This window comes from Cellulosimicrobium sp. PMB13 (assembly GCF_051294865.1).
Lineage (GTDB): Bacteria > Actinomycetota > Actinomycetes > Actinomycetales > Cellulomonadaceae > Cellulosimicrobium.
Genome location: NZ_CP145910.1, coordinates 1,301,120 through 1,321,892 on the forward strand (window position 1 = coordinate 1,301,120; position 20,773 = coordinate 1,321,892).

Annotated in this window: 20 protein-coding genes; 13 read left to right on the forward strand and 7 right to left on the reverse strand. The window is 74.2% G+C overall.

Annotation, left to right across the window (positions count from 1 at the left end):
• Positions 1-34: 34 nt before the first annotated feature.
• Entirely contained in the window at positions 35-763 is a 729-nt protein-coding gene (locus V5D56_RS06065) for a hypothetical protein (protein ID WP_435738155.1), read from the reverse strand.
• Positions 764-997: 234 nt separating this feature from the next.
• On the opposite strand from V5D56_RS06065, the gene V5D56_RS06070 reads away from it, so the two are divergent.
• Positions 998-2,932: an FAD-binding protein gene (locus V5D56_RS06070; RefSeq protein ID WP_435738156.1), complete on the forward strand. Its 1,935-nt coding sequence runs from the start codon at positions 998-1,000 to the stop codon at positions 2,930-2,932.
• Positions 2,929-3,789 carry a 2Fe-2S iron-sulfur cluster-binding protein gene (locus V5D56_RS06075; RefSeq protein WP_435738157.1) on the forward strand — a complete coding sequence of 287 codons (861 nt, stop codon included), beginning with the start codon at positions 2,929-2,931 and terminating at the stop codon, positions 3,787-3,789. Before V5D56_RS06070 ends, V5D56_RS06075 begins: the two co-directional genes overlap by 4 nt.
• 24 nt (positions 3,790-3,813) lie before the next feature.
• Here the strand turns inward: V5D56_RS06075 and V5D56_RS06080 are convergent, their stop codons facing one another.
• Positions 3,814-4,407, reverse strand: a complete 594-nt coding sequence (locus V5D56_RS06080; protein ID WP_435738158.1) for a hypothetical protein — start codon at positions 4,405-4,407, stop codon at positions 3,814-3,816.
• Between the two features lie 183 nt (positions 4,408-4,590).
• Between V5D56_RS06080 and V5D56_RS06085 the strand changes: the two genes are divergently transcribed.
• Positions 4,591-5,811, forward strand: coding sequence for an ATP-binding protein (locus V5D56_RS06085; RefSeq protein WP_435738159.1), 1,221 nt, complete (start codon positions 4,591-4,593; stop codon positions 5,809-5,811).
• A complete protein-coding gene (locus V5D56_RS06090) occupies positions 5,808-6,521 on the forward strand; it encodes a DNA-binding response regulator (protein WP_435738160.1) in 714 nt (237 codons plus the stop codon). Before V5D56_RS06085 ends, V5D56_RS06090 begins: the two co-directional genes overlap by 4 nt.
• A gap of 90 nt (positions 6,522-6,611) precedes the next feature.
• Here V5D56_RS06090 and pgm read toward each other — a convergent pair whose 3' ends face one another.
• Together pgm and V5D56_RS06100 are read right to left on the reverse strand one after the other, a co-directional pair.
• Positions 6,612-8,294, reverse strand: a complete 1,683-nt coding sequence (gene pgm / locus V5D56_RS06095; protein ID WP_435738161.1) for a phosphoglucomutase (alpha-D-glucose-1,6-bisphosphate-dependent) — start codon at positions 8,292-8,294, stop codon at positions 6,612-6,614.
• A 56-nt stretch (positions 8,295-8,350) separates the two neighbouring features.
• A complete protein-coding gene (locus V5D56_RS06100; RefSeq protein ID WP_435738162.1) occupies positions 8,351-9,292 on the reverse strand; it encodes a TetR/AcrR family transcriptional regulator in 942 nt (313 codons plus the stop codon).
• 165 nt (positions 9,293-9,457) lie between these two features.
• Between V5D56_RS06100 and V5D56_RS06105 the strand changes: the two genes are divergently transcribed.
• Positions 9,458-10,480 carry an ABC transporter ATP-binding protein gene (locus tag V5D56_RS06105; RefSeq protein ID WP_435738163.1) on the forward strand — a complete coding sequence of 341 codons (1,023 nt, stop codon included), beginning with the start codon at positions 9,458-9,460 and terminating at the stop codon, positions 10,478-10,480.
• Complete coding sequence (locus tag V5D56_RS06110; RefSeq protein WP_435738164.1) at positions 10,480-11,337, forward strand: ABC transporter permease; 858 nt, start codon at positions 10,480-10,482, stop codon at positions 11,335-11,337. Before V5D56_RS06105 ends, V5D56_RS06110 begins: the two co-directional genes overlap by 1 nt.
• A 70-nt stretch (positions 11,338-11,407) precedes the next feature.
• On the opposite strand, the gene helR is transcribed toward V5D56_RS06110, so the two are convergent.
• The gene (gene helR / locus V5D56_RS06115) at positions 11,408-13,627 is read right to left on the reverse strand and encodes an RNA polymerase recycling motor ATPase HelR (RefSeq protein WP_435738165.1); all 2,220 of its coding nucleotides are present in this window, start codon (positions 13,625-13,627) and stop codon (positions 11,408-11,410) included.
• Between the two features lie 146 nt (positions 13,628-13,773).
• On the reverse strand, positions 13,774-14,619 hold the full coding sequence (locus tag V5D56_RS06120) for a helix-turn-helix transcriptional regulator (RefSeq protein WP_435738166.1): 846 nt from the start codon (positions 14,617-14,619) through the stop codon (positions 13,774-13,776).
• A gap of 234 nt (positions 14,620-14,853) precedes the next feature.
• Between V5D56_RS06120 and V5D56_RS06125 the strand changes: the two genes are divergently transcribed.
• The 6 genes from V5D56_RS06125 (at position 14,854) to V5D56_RS06150 (ending at position 18,856) form a co-directional block, all read left to right on the forward strand.
• A complete protein-coding gene (locus tag V5D56_RS06125; RefSeq protein WP_435738167.1) occupies positions 14,854-15,675 on the forward strand; it encodes a DUF3159 domain-containing protein in 822 nt (273 codons plus the stop codon).
• 104 nt (positions 15,676-15,779) lie between these two features.
• Positions 15,780-16,733 carry an SDR family oxidoreductase gene (locus V5D56_RS06130; RefSeq protein WP_435738168.1) on the forward strand — a complete coding sequence of 318 codons (954 nt, stop codon included), beginning with the start codon at positions 15,780-15,782 and terminating at the stop codon, positions 16,731-16,733.
• Between the two features lie 21 nt (positions 16,734-16,754).
• Positions 16,755-17,111, forward strand: a complete 357-nt coding sequence (locus V5D56_RS06135) for a MazG nucleotide pyrophosphohydrolase domain-containing protein (RefSeq protein ID WP_435738169.1) — start codon at positions 16,755-16,757, stop codon at positions 17,109-17,111.
• Between the two features lie 30 nt (positions 17,112-17,141).
• Complete coding sequence (locus V5D56_RS06140) at positions 17,142-17,672, forward strand: DinB family protein (RefSeq protein ID WP_435738170.1); 531 nt, start codon at positions 17,142-17,144, stop codon at positions 17,670-17,672.
• Positions 17,673-17,789: 117 nt separating this feature from the next.
• A complete protein-coding gene (locus V5D56_RS06145) occupies positions 17,790-18,152 on the forward strand; it encodes a hypothetical protein (RefSeq protein ID WP_435738171.1) in 363 nt (120 codons plus the stop codon).
• Entirely contained in the window at positions 18,149-18,856 is a 708-nt protein-coding gene (locus V5D56_RS06150) for an HAD hydrolase-like protein (protein WP_435738172.1), read from the forward strand. The genes V5D56_RS06145 and V5D56_RS06150 overlap by 4 nt, the downstream gene beginning before the upstream one ends.
• Before the next feature lie 12 nt (positions 18,857-18,868).
• Here the strand turns inward: V5D56_RS06150 and V5D56_RS06155 are convergent, their stop codons facing one another.
• A complete protein-coding gene (locus V5D56_RS06155) occupies positions 18,869-19,660 on the reverse strand; it encodes an SAM-dependent methyltransferase (protein ID WP_435738173.1) in 792 nt (263 codons plus the stop codon).
• Between the two features lie 194 nt (positions 19,661-19,854).
• Between V5D56_RS06155 and V5D56_RS06160 the strand changes: the two genes are divergently transcribed.
• A complete protein-coding gene (locus V5D56_RS06160; RefSeq protein WP_435738174.1) occupies positions 19,855-20,670 on the forward strand; it encodes a MerR family transcriptional regulator in 816 nt (271 codons plus the stop codon).
• The last annotated feature ends 103 nt before the right edge of the window (positions 20,671-20,773 follow it).

The window sequence follows — 20,773 nt, forward strand, 5'->3', positions numbered from 1 at the left end:
GCGCGAGGCCGCCGGCCTCCTCGGCGCGCGGAGGTCAGGAGATCGTGCCGGTGCCCTCGGCGTCGAGCCGCTCGTCGTGCAGGAGGTTGCCCTGCGCGTCGACCGGGGTGATCACGGTCCTGAACGTGATGTCCGTCCCGGGCTGGTACAGGAAGTTGGTGCCGTACGAGTACGACTGCCCGGTGCCGAACGGGAAGACCGTCGGCTCCCGGTAGGCGTCCGGTGCGAGCCCGCCGTCGTTCACGTCCTGCGCGGCGAACAGGTCGTCGTCGACGATGGTGTCCATCCCGCCCAGGTACGCCCAGTCGACGTAGCGCTCGTCGATGCTCACGAGGCTCGAGCCGAGGTCGATCGGCTCGCCCTCGTTGGTGATGACGTAGTTGATGAAGACGATGTCGTCGCCCTCGGCGATGATCGGCTCGTGCGTGTCGGGGTCGGCGAACAGGCCGTCCCTGGTCGCCTGGGTGACACCCACCTGGTACACGTCGACCCGCACGTCACCGATCGTGTACGTCGAGATCTGCTCGCCCGGCGTCGTCACGGGGTTGGCCCAGTCGGGCAGCGCGCCGTCGCTCGCGCCGGTCTCCTCCGCCCCCGTGTCGATCTCCTCCGCGTCCTCCTCGGCCGGCTGCTCCGCCGCCGTCGTCTCCTCGGGAGCCGATGACTCCGGTGTCGCGCCGCCGACGTTGATGGTGCAGGCCGTCAGGCCGACGGCGAGCGCTGCCCCGACGGTGAGACGGGTGACGGTACGGACGGGGCGCATGGGATCTCCGGGAGCTCGGGGGTGGGGCCGCAGGGACCCTACCCGGAGGGCGGTACCGGGATCGATGGGGACCACTGCCCGTCGGCGGCTCCCGTTCGGGCGCGGACGGGCGGGACCTTCGCCTGTTGCACACCTGCGCGGGCGCGAGGAACCTTCCTCTATGCCCTGCCCCGCGCCCTCGCCGAGTCCTCTCCCTCCCGGCCCCCGCACGACGGCGGCCCCGCAGGACCGCCCGTGAGCGCGCTGCGGGTCGAGCACGCCGACGTCGTCGTGGTCGGCGGCGGTGCCGCCGGGCTGAGCGCGGCGATCGCCGTCGCGGAGGCGGCCGCCCGCGCGGCCGACGCCGACAGCAGCGCCCGACCTGTCGTCGCGCTCGTGTCGAAGGTGTACCCGATGCGCTCCCACACCGTCGCGGCCGAGGGCGGCGCCGCGGGCGTCGTCGGGGACGACGACTCGTTGGAGCAGCACGTCGCCGACACCCTCGCCGGCGGCGCGGGGCTGTGCGAGGAGGACGCGGTCCGGTTCGTCGTCGAGCGCGCGGCCGGTGAGCTGTGGCGGCTCGAGCGCTGGGGCATGCCGTGGAGCCGCAGCGACGACGGGCACGTCGCGATCCGTCGGTTCGGCGGGATGAGCCGCGCGCGCACCTGGTTCGCGGCCGACCGCACGGGCTTCCACCTCCTGCACACGCTGTTCCAGACGTCGCTGCGGTACTCGGCCGACGCCGGACCGATCCGCCGGTACGACGAGCACCACGTCCTCGACCTCGTCGTGGACGGCTCCCCCGGACCCGGACCCGGACCCGGGGACGGGGACGGGTCGGGCGGGCACGTGCGGGGCGTCGTCGTGCACGACCAGCACCGCGGCGAGCCGCTGCTCCTCGCCGCGCCCGCGGTGGTCCTCGCGACCGGCGGCGCGGCGCGCGCGTGGGGGACGAGCACCAACGCCGGCATCGTCACGGGCGACGGCATGGCGATGGCGCTGCGCGCGGGCGTGCCGCTGCGCGACCTCGAGCTCCTCCAGTTCCACCCCACCGGCCTGCCGGGCAGCGGCATCCTGCTCACCGAGGCCGTGCGCGGCGAGGGCGGCGTGCTGCTCGACGCCGACGGCGAGCGGTACCTCGCCGACTACGGGCTCGGCCCCGAGACGCCCGTCGGGTCGCCCGTGCCGCGCACGATGGAGCTCGGACCGCGCGACCGGCTGTCGCAGGCGTTCTGGCACGCCGACCGGGACGGGCGCACGATCCCGTCGCCCGACGGCGGCGTGGTCCTGCTGGACCTCCGCCACCTCGGCCGCGAGCGCATCGCCGAGCGGCTGCCGCTCGTGGCGAGCCTCGCGAAGCAGTTCGCGGGCGTGGACCCGGCGCTCGAGCCGGTCCCCGTCCGCCCGACGGCGCACTACACGATGGGCGGCATCCGCACCGACGCGCGGGGTGCCACGGAGATCGGCGGGCTGTTCGCCGCGGGCGAGTGCGCATCGACCGGGCTGCACGGCGCCAACCGGCTCGGGTCGAACTCGCTCGTGGAGACGCTCGTCGTCGGGCGCGCGGCGGGAGAGCAGGCGCTCGCGTGGTCGCGCGAGCGCTCGACCGGGGGGCGGGGCATGGCCGATGGTGCTGCGGGCGCGGGGGCCGACCGCGAGAGCGTCGAGGCCGACGTCGTGGACCGCGCCGCGGAGGTCGCCGACCGCTACCTGGCGATGCGAGGCCGTGGCAGCGAGCCACCCGCGGCGATCCGTGCGGAGCTGGGCCGCGTCCTCGACGCGGACGTCGGGATCTACCGCGACGCCGACGGTCTGCGCCGGGCGCTCGCGGCGGTCGAGGACCTGCGCGCGCGGTACGACGACGTGCGCGTCGCCGACACGGGCGCGGTGCTGAACACGGACTGGGCCACGACGGTCGAGCTCGGCGCGACGCTGCTCGTCGCGCACGCGGCGGTCGCGGCGGCGCTCGCGCGGGAGGAGTCGCGCGGGGCCCACCAGCGGCTGGACTTCCCGGACACCGGTGACGTCGCGCAGCACTCGCTCGCGACGCTCGACCCCGACGGGCTGCGCATCACGCACGCTCCGGTCGGTGGTCGGCCACCGTCCGGCGCCGAACACGACCTGGTGGACGGAATGGGCTCGAGAACGACCGCCAGGTCGTTCTCGGCGACGACGGGGGAGGGCGCGTGACCGAGGCGGGAAGCACGGTGCGGCTCGAGGTGCTGCGGTCCGAACCGGGCGACGTGGCCGCGGAAGGCTCTCGGCGCGACGTGTTCGACGTCCCGTTCGACGACCGCACGTCCGTGCTCGACGCGCTGCAGTGGGTCAAGGACCACGCCGACCCGACGCTGACGTTCCGGTGGTCCTGCAAGATGGCGGTCTGCGGGTCGTGCGGGGTCATGGTCAACGGCCGCCCGGTGCTGGGGTGCGAGACGTTCGTGCGCGGCTACCGCACGTCGGGCCTGGTCGTCGAGCCGCTCGCGCACGCCGCGGTGCTGCGCGACCTCGTCGTGGACACCGACACGTTCCTCGGCAAGCTCGCCGCGGTGAAGCCGTGGCTCGTGCCCGACGGCGCCACCCGCCTCCCGCTCGCCGGCCCGGCCGGGGCGGCCGTCGCCCTCGGTGCGGAACCGGGCGCGCCGGACCCGAGCACAGGCGCGGGCGAGGCCGCGTCGCAGGCGCACGGGCCGGCGTCGGGCAGCGTGCAGACGCCGGGCGAGCTCGCCGCGTTCCGGGACTTCGCGCAGTGCATCGACTGCATGCTCTGCTACGCGGCGTGCCCGCAGCTCGAGCCCGCGCCGGACTTCCTCGGCCCGGCGGTCGTCGCGACCGCCCGCCGCTGGGACGAGGACTCGCGCGACGGCGGCGAGCTCGCGCGTGCCGACGTCCTCGACACCGAGAACGGGGCGTGGCCCTGCATCCAGGTGGGAGCGTGCACGCAGGTGTGCCCGAAGGGCGTGGACCCGGCGCGCGCGCTGCGGGACGCGCAGCGCGTCGCGGCGGAGACGTGGGACGAGCGGGAGCGCCGTCGCACGACCCAGGGATGACGGCAGACGGCGACGGGCGAGGCCTCAGGGCAGCGGGACCCGCAGGTCGACCGCCGGCAGCGTCGTGTCCGTGCCGAGCTCGACCTGCTCGCTGCGCTGGTACTGCAGCTCGTACGTGTCGGCTCGCTCCTGGACGGGGATGACGATCCATCCCGATGCGGTCGTCCCGGGCTCGACCTCGTCCGGGAGGATCGGGGTGTACCCCGCGGCCTCGACGATGTCGTCGTACCCGTCGTACGCGACGTCCGGGTACTCGGCGTCCGGGGCGAGGAGCCCGAAGGTGACCCACGGGTCGAAGACCTCGTTGTCGTAGACCGTGCCGGCCTCGACGTCGAGCTTGACGGCGACGAGCTCACCGACGTTCCCGGCGTTGTCCGCGTCTGCCGGGAGCGGGATGTCGCGGGCGGTCTCGAGCACCTCGAACGAGCGGCCGAGGTCCTCGTCGACGTTCGAGAACTGCGGCACGAAGGTCTGCGAGGCCGACTCGGTCGGCGTCGAGCCGCCGTCCGGCGCGTCACTGCCCGAGCACGCCGAGGTCACGGCGACGGCAGTCACGGCGGCGACGACGAGAAGGGGACGGACGGCACGGAGAGGGGAGGTGAGTGCGGGGCGGGGCATGGCGGGAAGGCCTCCGGGAACGGGTCGAGCCGGCCGCGGGCGCGCGACCTGCCGGCGTCATGCTTCCGGACGACGGATATCTTGTGACCCAACGGATCCGCGGAGAGCTCCGCGCACGGCACAGCCGGAACGACAGGGAAGCGGAGCATGGTCGTCCACGAACGGGTGCGTTGGTTGGCGCCCTTGCCGACGACCGAGGCGGGACTCGAGCGCGTCTTCTCGCTGTTCGTCGCCGGGGTGCGGCTGGGGACGGTCGCGCAGATGGCGCCGGCGCTCCACGCCGGGGTGCTCGAGTCGCAGCGACCGGCCCTCTATCTCGCCTGCTGGGCGGCGGCGGCGGTCGCGGCCGTCGCCGTCACGGTGGGTTCGCTGGTGCTACGACGTCCGCTCGGCACGGCGGTGGCCGTGGCCGACTTCGCGCTCGCGTGCCTCCTGCTCGCGCTCGGGCCCTTCGTCCTGCCGCCCGACGTGCGCTTCGGCGCGTGGAGCGCCTTCCAGCCCGGGTACGCGCTGTCCGTGATCATCACCGCCAGCGGGGTCCGCAGCGTCGCCGTCTGGCTCGGTGGACTGGGTGCCGTCGTCGCCGCCTACGTCGTGTACCTCGGCGGTCCCGGTCAGCGCGTGCTCGAGCCGGACGCGCTGGGCAACGTGCTCACCTTCGTCGTCTACGCGATCGTCTCCCGCACGTTCTTCCGCTACACGCGCCGAATCGCCCGCGACGCCGACGCGTCGCGTGCCCGAGCGGCCGAGCTCGCCCGCCGCGAGGAGGAGCGCCGCGCACAGGTGCTCATGCACAACGGTGTCGCCGTCATGCGCCTGCTCACCGAGCCCGGTCTCGACGACGCCGCGCGGTCCCGCCTCATCGACCAGGCGGAGGTCGAGCTGCGTGGCATGCGCGCCTACCTGGCCTCGCCGCCGGAGGCGCGGGCACCGCTCGCTCACGACGAGCCGGGTGCCGAGGGCGCGGAGCGCGTCCGGCTCGTCGACACCGTCCGCCGCACGTGCGAGCGTTTCGCCGACCTTCCCGTCGAGCCGGCTCTTGACCTGGGGGCCGGCGTCGAGGTGCCGACGGCTGTCGCCGAGGCCGTGGGTCGCGGGCTCGACAGCCTGCTGCTCAACGTCCGCGAGCACGCTCGGGCCGACCTGGTCGTCGTCCACCTCGACGCGGACGACGACGGCCGGTGGGCGCTCACGGTGAGCGACGACGGCATCGGGTTCGACCCGGGTGCGACGCCGCGCGGCGTCGGGCTCCGCGAGGTGGTGCTGGGGGAGCTCGAGCGGCTCGGTCTGGGGGTCGAGGTCCTGTCCGCACCCGCCGAGGGCACGACGGTGACGGTCACTGCGTCCGCGTCCGCGTCCGCGTCCGCGCCCGCGGTCGCACGCGGGCGGAGGGGGTCGCCGTGACGTGCCGCGCCGCGGTGGTCGACGACGCGTCCGTCATCCGCGACTCCATCGGCCTTCTCATGCCGGGCCTTGAGGTCGTGCTCGCGGTGCCCACCGTGGAGGAGCTTCTGCGGAGCCGGCCGGAGTGCGACGTCGTCGTCCTCGACCTGCACCTCGCGAACGAGTCGCAGCCCGACGTGCGGCAGGGTGTCGCGGCGATCCGGGCGCTGACCGCGCGCGGCTACCGCGTGTGCGTGTACAGCCAGGAGGAGCGGCGGTTCGTCCTCGCGGCGTGCCTCGCCGCCGGGGCGAGCGGCGTCGTCTCGAAGGCGCTCTCGACCGCGCGCGCCGAGGCGTCCTTCCTCGAGGTCGGGGCAGGGGGGATGGTTGTGCCGCAGCAGGTCGTCGGCCTGTTCGAGCTCCTCGTCCGGCGGAACTGCCTGACTGTGCTGAGCGAGCGGCAGCGCCAGGTGCTCAACGGGCGCGCGCGTGGTCTGAGCTATGCCCAGATCGCGCGTCGCCTGTACGTCGGCGAGACGACGCTGCGCGGCTACTGGCTCGACATCACGACGTCACTCTCCGAGTCGCTGCGCGACCTCACGCCGGCAGAGATCGAGCACGCCCTCGGCCTGGCGCCGGGCGACCTGCTCGAGTACTGGCCGCAGTCGGGCGATGTCGACGGCGGGTGGTGGCGCACGGACCCGGTTCTCGACGCCGACCCCCCGAGATAGTGCCCGCGGTCGCGAGGTAGAACGCCGGGGCTTCAACCTCGCGACCGGGGGTTCTACCTCGCGACCGGAGCCTCTGCCTCGCGACCGGGGTCAGCTGCCGAGGGCCGCGGAGACGACGTCCTTCGCCTCCGCCTGGACCTGCGCCAGGTGCTCGGAGGACACGAACGACTCGGCGTAGATCTTGTACACGTTCTCCGTGCCCGACGGCCGCGCGGCGAACCAGGCGTTCTCGGTCGTCACCTTGAGCCCTCCGATCGCGGCGTCGTTGCCCGGCGCGCTGGTGAGCCTGGCGGTGATCTCCTCGCCCGCGAGCTCGGTCGCGGTGACCTGCTCGGGCGAGAGCTTGCCGAGCGTCGCCTTCTCCTCGAGCGTCGCGGGGGCGTCGACGCGCGCGTACCAGGACTCGCCGTACCGACCGACGAGGTCGCGGTGATGCTCCGACGGAGACCTCCCCGTCGTCGCGATGATCTCCGACGCGAGCAGTGCGAGCAGGAGCCCGTCCTTGTCGGTCGACCAGACGCGGCCGTCCTTGCGCAGGAACGACGCCCCGGCCGACTCCTCGCCGCCGAACCCGACCGAGCCGTCGAGCAGCCCGGGCACGAACCACTTGAAGCCGACCGGCACCTCGATGAGCCGGCGTCCCAGCCCGCCCGCCACGCGGTCGATGAGCGCCGACGACACGAGCGTCTTGCCGATCGCCGCGTCGTCGCGCCACCCGCCCCGAGCGCCGCCGTACAGGTACTCGATCGCGACGGCGAGATAGTGGTTCGGGTTCATGAGGCCGGCGTCGGGCGTGACGATGCCGTGGCGGTCGGAGTCGGCGTCGTTCCCCGTCGCGACGTCGAAGGGCGCCTCCTCGCCCGCCCCGGTCATGCCCGCGACGAGCGACGCCATCGCGTACGGCGACGAGCAGTCCATGCGGATCTTGCCGTCCCAGTCGAGCGTCATGAACGACCACCGCGGGTCGACCTGCGGGTTCACGACCGTGAGGTCGAGCCCGTACCGCTCGCCGATCTCGCCCCAGTACTCGACCGACGCGCCGCCCAGCGGGTCCGCGCCGATGCGCACGCCCGCCGCGCGGATCGCGTCGAGGTCGAGGACGTTCGCGAGGTCGTCGACGTACGTCGTGAGGTAGTCGTGCTTGTGGACGTGCTCCGACTCCAGCGCCTGCGTCAGCGCGACGCGCGGGACGGCGCCCACGCCGGTGCGCAGGATCTCGTTCGCGCGGTCCGCGATCCAGCCGGTCGCCTCGGAGCCGGCCGGCCCGCCGTGCGGCGGGTTGTACTTGAAGCCGCCGTCGCGCGGCGGGTTGTGCGACGGCGTGACGACGATGCCGTCCGCGACGCCGGGCCCGGTGGACCGCACGCCCTCGGAGGTCGCGGCGCCGTTGTGCAGGAGGATCGACTGCGAGACGGCGGGCGTCGGCGTGAACGAGTCCCGCGCGTCGACGTACGTCTGCACCTCCGCGGCGACGAGCACCTCGAGCGCGGTCTGCCAGGCGGGGAGCGAGAGCGCGTGCGTGTCGCGGCCGATGTACAGCGGACCGTCGGTCCCCTGCGACCGGCGGTACTCCACGATCGCCGCCGTGATCGCGACGATGTGCGCCTCGTTGAACGCGTGGTCGAGGCTGGACCCGCGGTGGCCCGACGTGCCGAACACGACCTTCTGCGCCGGGTCGTCGACGTCGGGGGACAGGTCGTAGTAGGCGCCGACCACGGCGTCGACGTCGATGAGGTCGCTGGGCTGGGCGGGCGTGCCGGCGCGGGGGTCCATGGGGACGATCCTGCCAGGGGTGGCGCGTGCACGTCAGCCGGGACGGCCCACCGGTCTCAGCGCGTGGCGGCCGCCCGGTCGATCGCCATCTCGACGGCGTCGAGGAGCCGGTCCAGGCTCGCCTCGAACGGGCCCTGCGGGGCGTCGAAGCCGCCCGCGACGTAGATGCGCGTCATGACGGGGTAGCGCTCGACGTCGAACCAGTCCTCCCAGAAGCTGCCGAGGGTCGTCCAGTACTCGTCGTTGCCGACGCCCGTCGCGTCGCGCTCCGTGGTCTCGGCGATGGTCGAGCGCGCGAGTCCCTGGACGTAGTTGTCGACGAGCGCCAGCGTGTCGACCACCTGGAGCTCCGACAGCCCCGTGTCGACGATCGTGCGGAGCCCGGCCTCCTGCGCGTCGAGCACGTGCGGTGCCAGGGGTGCGCGGTACATGTTGGTCTGCAGGATCCAGGGATGGCGCAGGTAGAGGCTCCACGTCTCGTGTGCGTACTGCGCCAGCGCGGACCGCCAGGGGGCGCCCGCGACGGGCAGGTCGAGCTCGCCGTAGGCGCGGTCGATCATGAGGTCGACGAGCTCGGTGCGGCCGGGTACGTAGGTGTACAGCGACATCGCTCCGACGCCCAGCTCCGTCGCGACGCGCCGCATCGACAGCGCGTCGAGCCCGCCTTCCTGGGCGACGCCGATGCCCGCCCGCACCACGTCGTCGAGCGTGAGTCGCGGCTTGCGCCCGCGTGTGCCGGGGGTCGGCGGGTCCCACAGGAGCGCGAGCCGGCGCGTGATCTCCGGGGTGCGGACGACCTCGGTGAACTGGGCCCGCACGTGCTCGGCCGCCTGCACCGCCGAGGCGACCCCGGCGTCGGCGGCGGCGACGACCCCGCGCGGACGGTCGCCCTCGGGGTCCCGTGACGTCGCCTCGGGCGCGGCAGGGCTGGAGGGCTCGGGCGCGCCCGCCGGCGCGCGCTCGGCCGCGTGCTCGTCGGTGCGGTCGTCGGTCGTCACGTGCGTATCCTCCCGGACTTCCCTCGCGGTGCCTCATCGGGCTGTCCGGCCCTGCTCGAAAGGACCACCCGTCGCGGTCGCGGCAGAAAGGCTTGCCTATTCCCGTACACCGTATGCTAGCGTGGTCGGGTCAATTTCGGTACGGCGTACGAAAGGGTGGCTCCGGTGATCCGAGCCCGTGGCCTGACCAAGACCTTCCACCGCAAGAAAGAGGTCGTCGAAGCCGTCAAGGGGATCGACGTCGACGTCCGCGAGGGCGAGCTCGTCGCCTTCCTCGGTCCCAACGGGGCCGGCAAGTCCACGACCCTGAGGATGCTCACGAGCCTCCTCGAACCGACGGCGGGATCAGCCGAGGTCGCCGGGTTCGACGTCGTGCGCCACCCCGCGCACGTGCGCTCGCGCATCGGCTTCATCGGCCAGGGCAACGGGGGTGGCTACTCCTACCGCGTGCTCGACGAGCTCCACAACCAGGGCCGCTTCTACGGCCTGCCTCCCGCCGAGTACTCGCGGCGGGCCACCGACCTCCTCGAGGCGCTCGACCTCGGCGGGCTCGAGAAGCGGACCGTGCAGTCGCTGTCCGGTGGTCAGCGGCGGCGTCTCGACGTCGCGCTCGGGCTCATGAACCACCCGCCGCTGCTGTTCCTCGACGAGCCGACGACGGGCCTCGACCCGCACGCGCGCGCCAACCTCTGGGAGCACATCCGGGCGATGCGGGAGCGGTACGGCATGACGATCGTCCTCACGACGCACTACCTCGACGAGGCGGACGACATGGCCGAGCGCGTCGTCGTCATCGACCACGGCGACATCATCGCCGACGCCACCCCGGACGACCTCAAGCGCGACCACGCGGACGACGTCATCACGCTCGCCGTCGCCCCGTTCCCGGGCGACGGGCCCGCGCAGGCGGCCACCGCGCCGTCGGGCACCGGCGGGCTGGCCGACGACGCCGCCCGGGTCCGCGCGGCCCTCGCCGAGGACGCGGGCGAGGCAGAGGTGACGCCCGGCGCGGACGGGGGGCTCGCCGTCCGGATCTCCACGACGCACGGCGCCGACCGGCTGCCCGAGGCGATCGAGGCGCTGCGTGTCGCCGGGTTCGCCGTCCGCTCGGCCGAGCTGCGGCAGGCGAGCCTCGACGACGTGTTCCTCAACCTCACCGGACGCAGCCTGCGAGAGGAGGCGGCGTGATGTCGACCAGGACCGACGTGTCAGGAGCACGGACCACCGGGGTGACCTCGGGCACCGACGCCGCCCTGCGGACGGGGGCCGCGAAGTTCTTCGCCGACACGTGGGCGGTGTTCACGCGCGAGATCCTGCTCGTGCTGCGCGACCCGTTCACGCTGATCTTCTCGCTCCTGCAACCGCTGATCTTCCTCGGGCTGTTCGGGCCGCTGCTCACGGGCGCGGTGGGCGGGTCGTTCGGGGGAGCGGAGGGCGCGAGCACCGCCGACACGCTCCAGTGGTTCGTGCCCGGCGTGATCGTCATGATCTCGCTGTTCGGCACGTCCATGAGCGGGTCGAACCTTCTGTACGAGATGATGACCGGCTCGTACGAACGGGTCCTCGCGACGCCGCTCGACCGGTCCGCGATCCTCGTGGGCCGGGCGCTCAAGGAGTTCGCGCCGCTCGTCGTGCAGGGCCTGCTCATCGCGCTCGTGTGCGTGCCGTTCGGCTTCACGCTCTACCCGCTGCACCTGCTCGTCGGGCTCGCGCTGCTGGGGCTCTTCGGGATCGGCGTCGGCGCGCTGTCCATCGCGCTGGCGCTCGCGGCGAAGAACCGCGAGTGGCTGTTCTGGGGCGTGCAGCAGTCGCTGCTCTTCCCGCTGCTCATCCTCTCCGGGATGATGCTGCCGCTCGAGGCCGGCCCGGCGTGGATGCGCACGGCCGCGCTGTTCAACCCGCTCACGTACATCGTGGACGCCGAGCGCGCGCTGCTCGCCGGCCGGTTCGCGGACACGGACGTGCTGTGGGGCTTCGTCGCCGCGGCGGTGACGTGCGCGGTCGGGCTGTGGGTCGGGATCCGGCGCACGCGGCGCACGGTCTGACGGGCACCTCGGCCGGCGTCTCGCGCGGACGCCGGCCGAGGTCGTGCCCGTGTCATGCCGTCACGTCGTGTCAGCTCGTGAGCACCACGAGCCGCTGCGTCGCGCGCGTCATCGCGACGTAGCGGTCGACGGCGCCCTCGATCCCGTCGCCGAACGACTCCGGGTCGACGAGGACGACGAGGTCGAACTCGAGCCCCTTCGCGAGCTCGGGCGTGAGCGAGCGCACGCGCGGCGTCGCGACGAAGGTCGGGTCGCCGATGACGCACGCGGTGCCCTCCGCGTGCTCGGCGAGCCAGCCGTCGAGGATCGCGTCGCGCTCGGTCGCCGTGGCGCGCAGCACCGGCACCCCGGTGCTCCTGACCGACGTCGGCACGTTGGCGTCCGGGAGCGCGGCGCGGATGACCGGCGCGGCCTCGGCCATGACCTCCTCCGGCGTCCGGTAGTTGATGCTGAGCGACGCGAGCTCCACCCGGTCGAGCCCGACGCGCCCGAGACGCTCCTCCCACGACTCCGTGAACCCGTGCCGGGCCTGGGCCCGGTCGCCCACGACCGTCAGGCTCCGCGACGGGCAGCGGTCCAGCAGCATCCGCCACTCGGCGTCGGTGAGCTCCTGGGCCTCGTCCACGACGACGTGCGCGTACGGTCCGGCGAGCAGGCCGGGCTCCGGCGGCGGGGCCGACCCGTCGACCAGCGCGTCCTGGAGGTCCTGGCCGCGCAGCATCGACATGACCAGCAGCTCCGAGTCGTCGGCGGCGACGAGGTCGTCGACGACGTCGGCCATGCGGCGGCGCTCCTCCGCGGCGGCCGCCTCCCGCCGGCGCCGACGTCTCGACGCCTCCGGGTCGCCGAGCCGCCGCCGGGCGGCGTCGAGCAGGGGCAGGTCGGAGACGGTCCACGCTTGGGGCACGTCCCGCTGGAGCGCCCGCACCTCGTCGGACGTGAGCCACGGGGCGGACAGACGCAGGTAGGCGGGGACCGACCACAGGTCGGCCACGAGGTCGGTCGCCTCGATCAGCGGCCACGCCCGGTTGAAGGCCGCGCCCAGCTCCCGGTCCTGCGCGAGCGCACGACGGACCTGCTCCGCGGCGACACCACCGCCGTCGGCCGCCTCGTCGCCGAGATCGTCTCCCAGCTCGTCGCCGAGCCCGTCTGCGGCCTCCTCGACGACCCCTTCGACGACCTGGTCGACGAGGATGCCGAGGAGCGCGTCCCAGACGTCGTCGCGCGCCTCGTTGTGCGGGGTGCCGGGCTCGGGCGCCTCGAACGCCTCGGCCCAGTCGGCGGTGCTGACCCAGACGTCACCCCACGGGGTCTCGACCTCCATGCCCTCGGTCGGTGGCCGCTCGGAGAACGCGACGGCCGGCTCGATCGCCCGCACGAGCTCGACGGAGGCCTTGAGGCGGGCGACCTCCGGGTCGGTCTCGGGAACGGCGTCCGCCCCCTCGGGGACGAGGTCGCGCAGCGTGCAGGTCTGGACGCCCTCCTCGCCGAGGCTGGGCAGGACGTCGGCGACGTAGGCGAGGTACGGCTGGTGCGGTCCGACGAACAGCACGCCGCCACGGCGGTGGCCGAGGCGCGGGTCGGAGTAGAGCAGGTACGCGGTGCGGTGCAGCGCGACGACGGTCTTGCCCGTGCCGGGACCGCCGTCGACCACGAGCGCGCCCCGCGACCCCGCGCGGATGATGGCGTCCTGGTCGGCCTGGATCGTGCCGAGCACGTCGCGCATCTGCGGCGAGCGGCTGGTGCCGAGGCTCGCCACGAACGCGGACTGGTCGTCGAGCGCGACGTTCCCCTCGAGACCGTCCGGCGTGAACACCTCGTCCCAGTAGTCGCTCACGCGGCCACGGGTCCAGCGGTAGCGGCGGCGGCTCGCGAGGCCCATCGGGTCGGCGTGGGTCGCTCCGAAGAACGGCTCGGCCACCGGCGAGCGCCAGTCGACGAGCAGGCGCCGGTCCGCGCCGTCGGTGAGGCCGAGGCGGCCGACGTAGACGGGCTCCGAGCCGTCGGCCGGGACCATGCGGCCGAGGCACAGGTCGAGCCCGAACCGGCGCAGCGTGCGCAGGCGGCTGGTCAGGCGGTGGATCTCCTGGTCGCGGTCCAGCGCCGCCTGCCCCTGGCCCCCGGGGGCACGGCGCGCGACGTCGAGGCGCTCGGTGAGGTCGATGACCTGCTCCTCGAGGGTCCTCGCGATGTCGGCGAGGTGACGCTCGTCCTCGGCGATCAGCGCCGGGTCGGCCTTGGGGGAGAGGCGGTCGGGAAGGTCGAAGGCGCTCGTGGCGAGGGGGTTCACGGGGCTCCTTGCGTCGTGGCGTGAGGCGCCATTCTGGGGGCCGAGGGGGGCCTTGCCACAAGACCCCCGGTGCGCTATACGTTGAGAACGGAGGGGATCGCGCGGACGTCGAGGTCCGCGCGACCGGCGACGGTCCCTCCGATCTCTCAGGCCGGCGCGTGCGCGCCGATGACCGAGAGCAGCTGCAGCTTCTCGTAGCTCTCGCTGCCGGGCACGGCGGTGTAGACGAGCAGGAGATGGGACTGCTGCGGGTCGAGCAGCGTCTGGCAGTGCAGCTCGAGAGCTCCGACGTCGGGGTGGACGAACCGCTTGGTCTCCTCCGGCGGATGGCGGTGGCCGACCTCGTGCGCGTCCCACAGCCGGCGCAGCTCCTCGCTGTGCGCGAGGGCGACGTCGGCGAGGCGTGCCGCGCGCGACCCCGGTCCGCGCAGGGTGACGACCTGGCGCAGCTGCGAGGCGTACACCCGGGACAGCCGCTCGTGGTCCTCCGGCGCGTAGAGAGCGCGGCTGGCGGGATCGGTGAACCACCGGTAGCCCAGGCTGCGCGCCGGGCCGGTGTACCGGGTGGCGTCGCCGGTCAGAGCGACGCCCAACGGCGTCTGGCGCAGCGTCTCACCCAGCTCGGTGACGATCTCGGCCGGGGTGTCGGTCAGCCGGTCGAGGATGCGCAGCAGGCCGGGGCTGACATGGTCGCTCAGCGCTCCACGGGGAGGCGGCTGGTGGCCGACGAGACGGAAGAGGTGGTCGCGCTCGTCGAGGCTGAGATGCAGCCCCTGAGCGATCGACGCCACCATCTGCGGTGACGGATGGGGTCCGCGCTCACGCTCCAGCCGCGCGTAGTAGTCGGTCGACATGTGGCACAGCGCCGCGACCTCCTCACGGCGCAGACCCGAGGTCCGGCGCCGCTGCCCGCGGGGCAGGCCGACGTCCTCGGGCTGCAGCGCCTGCCGACGGCGGCGGAGGAACTCCGCGAGCCCTGCCCTGTCGATCACCGGTCCACGTCCTCTCAGCGGGTGACTGGGTGTGTCCGTTCTACCGTGCCGACGTCCCGGCAGCCACGGCCTGTCGATCCCCCTCTCGATCCCCTTCGAGCCGTGCCGGTGCCTCCGTCCCGACCGGGTCGGACGCCTGCCGGGTCACCGCCAGGCACGGATCGACAGGCCCTGGATGCGCTCTCGGCGCGGTGTGACGGTGGCTGCACTGCCCGATCGACCCCGGAGGAAACCGTGAACCCTCAGCCTGCCCTCGCTGCCGTGCCGGCCGAGCACGTCGATCCCCCCGCCGCCGAACCCCGGCCCGCCGAACCTCAGCCCACCGACACCCGGCCCGCCGACCCGCGCGACGCGTCGTCGGGCCCCAGCGCGACCGCCCGCCGGGTGCTCGGGCTGCCGGACGTCGAGGAGACGTCCGCGGCGCGCACTGCCGCACGCCGGACGCTCGAGCGGGTCGGCGGGCCCGTCGGTCTCGCGGTGGCCGTCGCGCCGACGATCGCGTTCGTCGCCGCGGACGCCGCCGCCGGGCTCGGCACGGCCTTCGTCGCCCTGGCGGTCACCGCGGTGGTCGCGAGCGGCGTGCGTCTCGCCCGGCGCGAGCCGCCCGGGGCGGCGATCGCGGGCCTGGTCGTCGCGGCGGTCTGCGCGACGGTCGCGGCCCTCGCCGGCGAGGCGCGCGCCTTCTTCCTGCCCACCATGGTGCTTCCCGTGGTCTTCGTCCTCGCCTACGTCGTCTCGCTGACGTCGGGCCGGCCCCTGACCGGGTTCATGGTCAACCGCCTCGCGGGCGGGCCCCGCGACTGGCCCCGGCACGCGGCCCTGCGGCGCGTCTACACGGTCACGTCGCTTGTCGGCCTGGCCATGGCGGCCGCGAACCTCGTCGTCCGGGTCGTGTTCTACCTCGCGGACGAGCCGGGGGTCCTCGCCGGGATCCAGGTCGCAGCCACCTCGCTGTTCGCCGTCCACTTCGCCGTGACGCTCGTCGTCGCTCGCCGGGTGGCGACCGCGCCTCTCACCGCGCCCGCGCCGCGAGCTGCGCGGCCCGCGCCTCGCTGAACCCCGTCGACCCGAGCACCCCTGAGCACCACCGAGCACCACCGAGCACCACCGAGCGACCCGAGCACGACCGCCCGGACCACCCCGACCACAGGAGCACCACCATGCCTCGCACACCGCATCTCGACCTGCCCGACCTGTCTGCCCGACGCGCCCTCGTCACCGGGGGGAGCGACGGGATCGGCCTCGGCATCGCGCAGCGGCTCGCTGCCGCCGGGGCCGAGGTGGTCCTCCCCGTGCGCAACCGCGCCAAGGGCGAGGCGGCCGTCGCCCGCATCCGCAGCGCTCACCCGTCCGCGCGCGTGGTGCTGAAGGATCTCGACCTCGCGTCCCTGCGCTCGGTGGCCGCCCTCGGCGACGACCTGCGCGCCGAGGGCCGCCCGATCCACGTGCTCGTCAACAACGCGGGCGTCATGACCCCGCCGGAGCGCCAGACGACGGCGGACGGGTTCGAGCTCCAGCTCGGGACCAACCACCTGGGCCACGTCGCGCTCGTCGCGCACCTGCTGCCGCTGCTGTCCGCGGGCCGGGCGCGGGTCACGTCGCAGATCAGCGTGGCGGCCCGGAACGGGGCGATGAACTGGGACGACGTCAACTGGGAGACCCTCTACGACGGTCGGCGGGCCTACAGCCAGTCCAAGATCGCGTTCGGCCTGTTCGCGCTCGAGCTCGAACGGCGGAGCCAGGCCGGCGGCTGGGGCGTCACGAGCAACCTGTCGCACCCCGGCGTCGCCCCGACCAGCCTGCTCACCGCGCGGCCGGAGCTGGGGCGTGACCGCGACACCCCGCAGATCGCGATCATCCGCCGGCTGTCCCGGGCGGGGATCCTGCTCGGGACGCCCGAGAGCGCCGCACTGCCCGCGCTGTTCGCCGCCACGTCGCCCGAGGCCCGCGGCGGACGGCTCTACGGCCCGGACGGGCCCGGCAACCTCGGGGGCGGCCCGGCCGAGCACCGCCTGTTCCGTCCCCTGCGCGACCCCGGCGAGGCGGACCGTGTCTGGCGGGTCTCCCAGGAGCTGGCGGGGGTGTCGCTCGCCCCGTCCGCCGGTGCGGCGTGAGCGCGGTGGTTCACTGGGGCGGTGCCCGACGACGCGCCGCTCGCCAGCCCTCTCGCCCTCCCTGACCTCGCCGACCGCGTGGAGGCGGTCTCCGCGCTGTACGCCCGGAAGTTCGGCATCGAGCGCGACGCCGACTGGTTCGCGCTCAAGCTCACCGAGGAGGTCGGCGAGCTCACGCAGGCGTTCCTCGCGGCGACGGGCCGCACGCGCCCACGGGCCGACGGTGGGACCGGGCCCGACGACGCCCGGCAGGCCCTCGCGGACGAGGTCGCCGACGTGCTCGCCCACCTCCTGCTGCTCGCCCGGTCCCAGGGCGTCGACGTCGAGGCGGCGGTGCGACGCAAGTGGCTCGCCTGGGAGTCGGAAATCGATGGTTGAGCCGTCCGCGACACCCCTAGGGTGACGCGCGTGACCGACCAGCGCACCGACCCGCCCGCCACCGCCGACGAGATCACGACCTTGCGCGGATACCTCGACTTCCACCGCGACACGCTCCGATGGAAGACGTCCGGCCTCGACGCCGCAGAGCTCGCGCAGACCCTGCCGCCCTCGACCATCTCCCTGGGCGGCCTGCTCAAGCACGTCGCGCTCGTGGAGTCGTACTGGTTCTCCGAGATCTTCCTCGGCAAGCCCCTCATCGCGCCGTTCGACACCGCCGACTGGGACGCGGACGCGGACTGGGACTGGCACAGCGCGGTGCAGGACAGCCCGGAGGAGCTGCGGGTCCTGCTGGACCGGTCGATCGCCGCGTCCGACGAGATCCTCGAGGCCGCGATGGCGGACGGCGGCCTCGATCGCGTGTCGGCCGTGGTGAGCAAGCGCACCGGGGAGCCGTGGAACCTGCGCTGGATCGTCGTGCACATGATCGAGGAGTACGCGCGGCACAACGGTCACGCGGACCTCGTCCGCGAGTCGATCGACGGCGCGGTCGGCGAGTAGCCCTCTGCCGGTGCCTCTGCCTCTGCCTCTGCCTCTGCCGGTGCCGGTGCGCGTGGCCGTGGCCGTGGCCGTGGACGACGGTTGCCGCGGCGTCGGGAACCCGCCACGATGGCGGGCGTGACCGCCCCGCCGCCCCCGCCCCTCCCGCGACGTCCGCGCGGCTCGCGCAGCACGGCGACGACCGTCGGCCTGGTCGCCGCGAGCGTCCTCGGTGTCGCGCTCCTCGTCGCGGCGGCGTGGGTCCTGAGCCGCCCGGTGACGTACGGCTGGTTCGCCTACGCGCCGGAGTCGGACACGACGTTCACGCCGTCCGGCGCGCCGTGGCACGGCCGGTCGGCGGTCCTCGCCGCGGGCGGCGCGCTGCTGCTCGGGCTCGTCGGCGGGTTCGTCCTCGGCCGCCGGACCGGGCCCGCGCTTCGTGGACCAGCGGGAGACGCCGGGGCCCCCACGCCCGACGACGCGTCGTCGGGGGACGCATGACCGGCACCGGGTACGGCCTGGTCCTGCTCGACCTCGACGGCACGCTCGCGGACTCCGCCCCGGGCATCGTCGCGTGCGCGCAGCACGCGTTGCGCGAGGTCGGCGTCCCCGTGCCCGACGACGCGGCGGTGCGTGGGGTCGTCGGCCCGCCGCTCGCGGACGGGTTCGCCGCGCTCGGCGTCCCGGCGGGCATCGTCGAGGACGCGATCGCGGCGTACCGCGCGGTGTACGCGGCGGGCGGGATGTTCGACAACGCCGTGTTCGACGGCGTCCCGGAGGCCCTCGTGTCGCTGCGGGAGTGCGGCGCGCGCCTCGCCGTCGCGACGTCGAAACCGGAGGTCTACGCACGCCGGATCGTCGACCACCTCGGGCTCGACGCGCACCTCGATCGCGGCGTCGACGACGTGTACGGCGCGACGCTCGACGGCACGCGCGGCACGAAGGGCGACGTCATCGCGCACGCGCTCGCGGGGCTGCGCGCGGACGGGGCGCTCGCGGGTCTGACGCCGGACCAGGTGGTGATGGTCGGCGACCGCGAGCACGACGTGCACGGTGCGGCCGAGCACGGGATCGGCTGCGTCGGTGTCGCGTGGGGCTACGCCGAGCCCGGCGAGCTGGAAGCGGCCGGGGCGCGCGCCGTCGTCGGGTCGCCCGCGGAGCTCGTCACGGCCGTCCTCGGGCTCGCCCGGCGCGGCTCGGCGTGAAGCGGCCGGTCCTCAGGCCCGTGCCAGCACGACGACCGGCGCGAGGATCCCGGCTCGCGTCGCGGCCATCATGTTCGTGACGCGCTCGACGAAGACGGGGCCGAAGACGACGGCCCGGTCCTCGGTGGGTTCGCCAGGGGCCGCAGCGAGCGCCGGGCGGCGGTCCTCGACGCTCAGCACCTCGAAGCCGGCCGCGGTGAGCGCGTCCGCGTACGAGGACGGGGACTCGAGGAACGACGTCTCGTCGTCGACGGCCCACGGCTGCGGGTAGGGCAGGTCTCCGGGGCCGACGCGCATCTGGTCGTGCAGCCCGAACAGCCCGCCGGGCCGCACGACGCGGTGCACGTCGGCGAAGGCCGCAGCCTTGTCGGGCAGGTTCATCCCGACGTGGATCATGGCCGCGCGGTCGTGGGACGCGTCGTCGCACGGGAGCTGCTGTGCCTCGCCCACCTCGAACCGGACGAGGTGCGACAGCGCGACGCGCTCCGTCAGGACGCGGGCAGCGGCGACGAAGTCCGGGCTGAGGTCCACGCCGGTCACCGGGCAGCCGTGGCGGTCGGCGGCGACCCGGGACGAGCCGCCGAGGCCGCAGCCGACGTCGAGCAGGGACGTGCCCGCGTCGAGCTCGAGGACGTTCAGCAGATAGAGGGTCGTGGCCAGGCCTCCGGCGTGCAGCTCGTCGAACGGCGCGAGCGCGTCGACCGGCACGGTGCCGCCGTCGTCGGCGGCACCGGCGGCGGTCAGGATGCGCGCCGCGATGTCGCTCCCTGCGTAGTGCTCACGGACCCGGTCGCTCGTGGCCATGTCGGCCCTCCGCACGTCGTCGTGGTGCGTCCTGACGGCGCACGCCCGCTCTCGACGGTACGCCGTCGGCGGACGGCCGCGTCCCGGAGGGAGGAACGGGGCGTCGCCCCCGACCTTGACCTTGACGTAGCGTCAACTCCTAGCGTGGTGATCGCTGCCGCACGGAGCGGCGGGGCACACGGGAGGAGGGCGTCATGGAGGTCACGGCACCCGGCCGGACGACGGACTGGTCGATCCAGGAGGTCGCGCGGCTGGCCGGCACGACGAGCCGCACGCTGCGTCACTACGACGCCGTCGGGCTGCTCGCGCCGACCCGCGTCGCGTCGAACGGCTACCGCCACTACGACGCCGACGCGCTCGTGCGCCTCCAGCGGATCCTCCTCCTGCGCGACCTCGGTCTGGGCCTGCCTGCGATCAAGGCGGCGCTCGACGGCCCGGGCGACCGGGCGCCGTCGGGCACGGAAGACGGGTCCTCCCAGGTGCGGGCGCTGCGCGGCCACCTCGAGTGGCTGCGTGCCGAGCGGCAGCGGCTGGCGCGACAGATCGCGTCGGTGGAACGGACGATCACCACGATGGAAGGAGGTGGCGAGCTCATGGCGAAGGACATGTTCGACGGGTTCGACCACACGCAGTACCGCGAAGAGGTCGAGGACCGCTGGGGCAAGGACGCGTACGCGCGCGGCGACGCCTGGTGGCGCGGGATGTCGGACGACGAGCGATCGGCCTGGAAGGAGCGCACCGCCCGGCTGAACGACGACTGGGCGGCGGCGGCGCAGGCCGGTGTCGACCCGGCGTCCGACGAGGCGCAGGAGCTCGCACGTCGCCACGTGTCGTGGCTGCAGGCCGTCCCAGCGAACCCCGCGCACGAGGCAGGACCGCTGGCCGGCTACCTCCTCGGCCTGGGGGAGATGTACGTGAACGACCCGCGGTTCGCGCTCAATTACGGCGGTGTCGAGGGCGCGACGTTCGTGCGTGACGCGCTGCGCGTCTACGTCGACCGCGTCCTGTGACGCGACTGCCCGGTCCGCGGACCGGGCGACACCTCGAGGGAGGGCTCCGCGCGAGCCCTCCCTCGAGGCGCGCCGGCGCCGGGACGAGCGCCGCAGGGCCGGT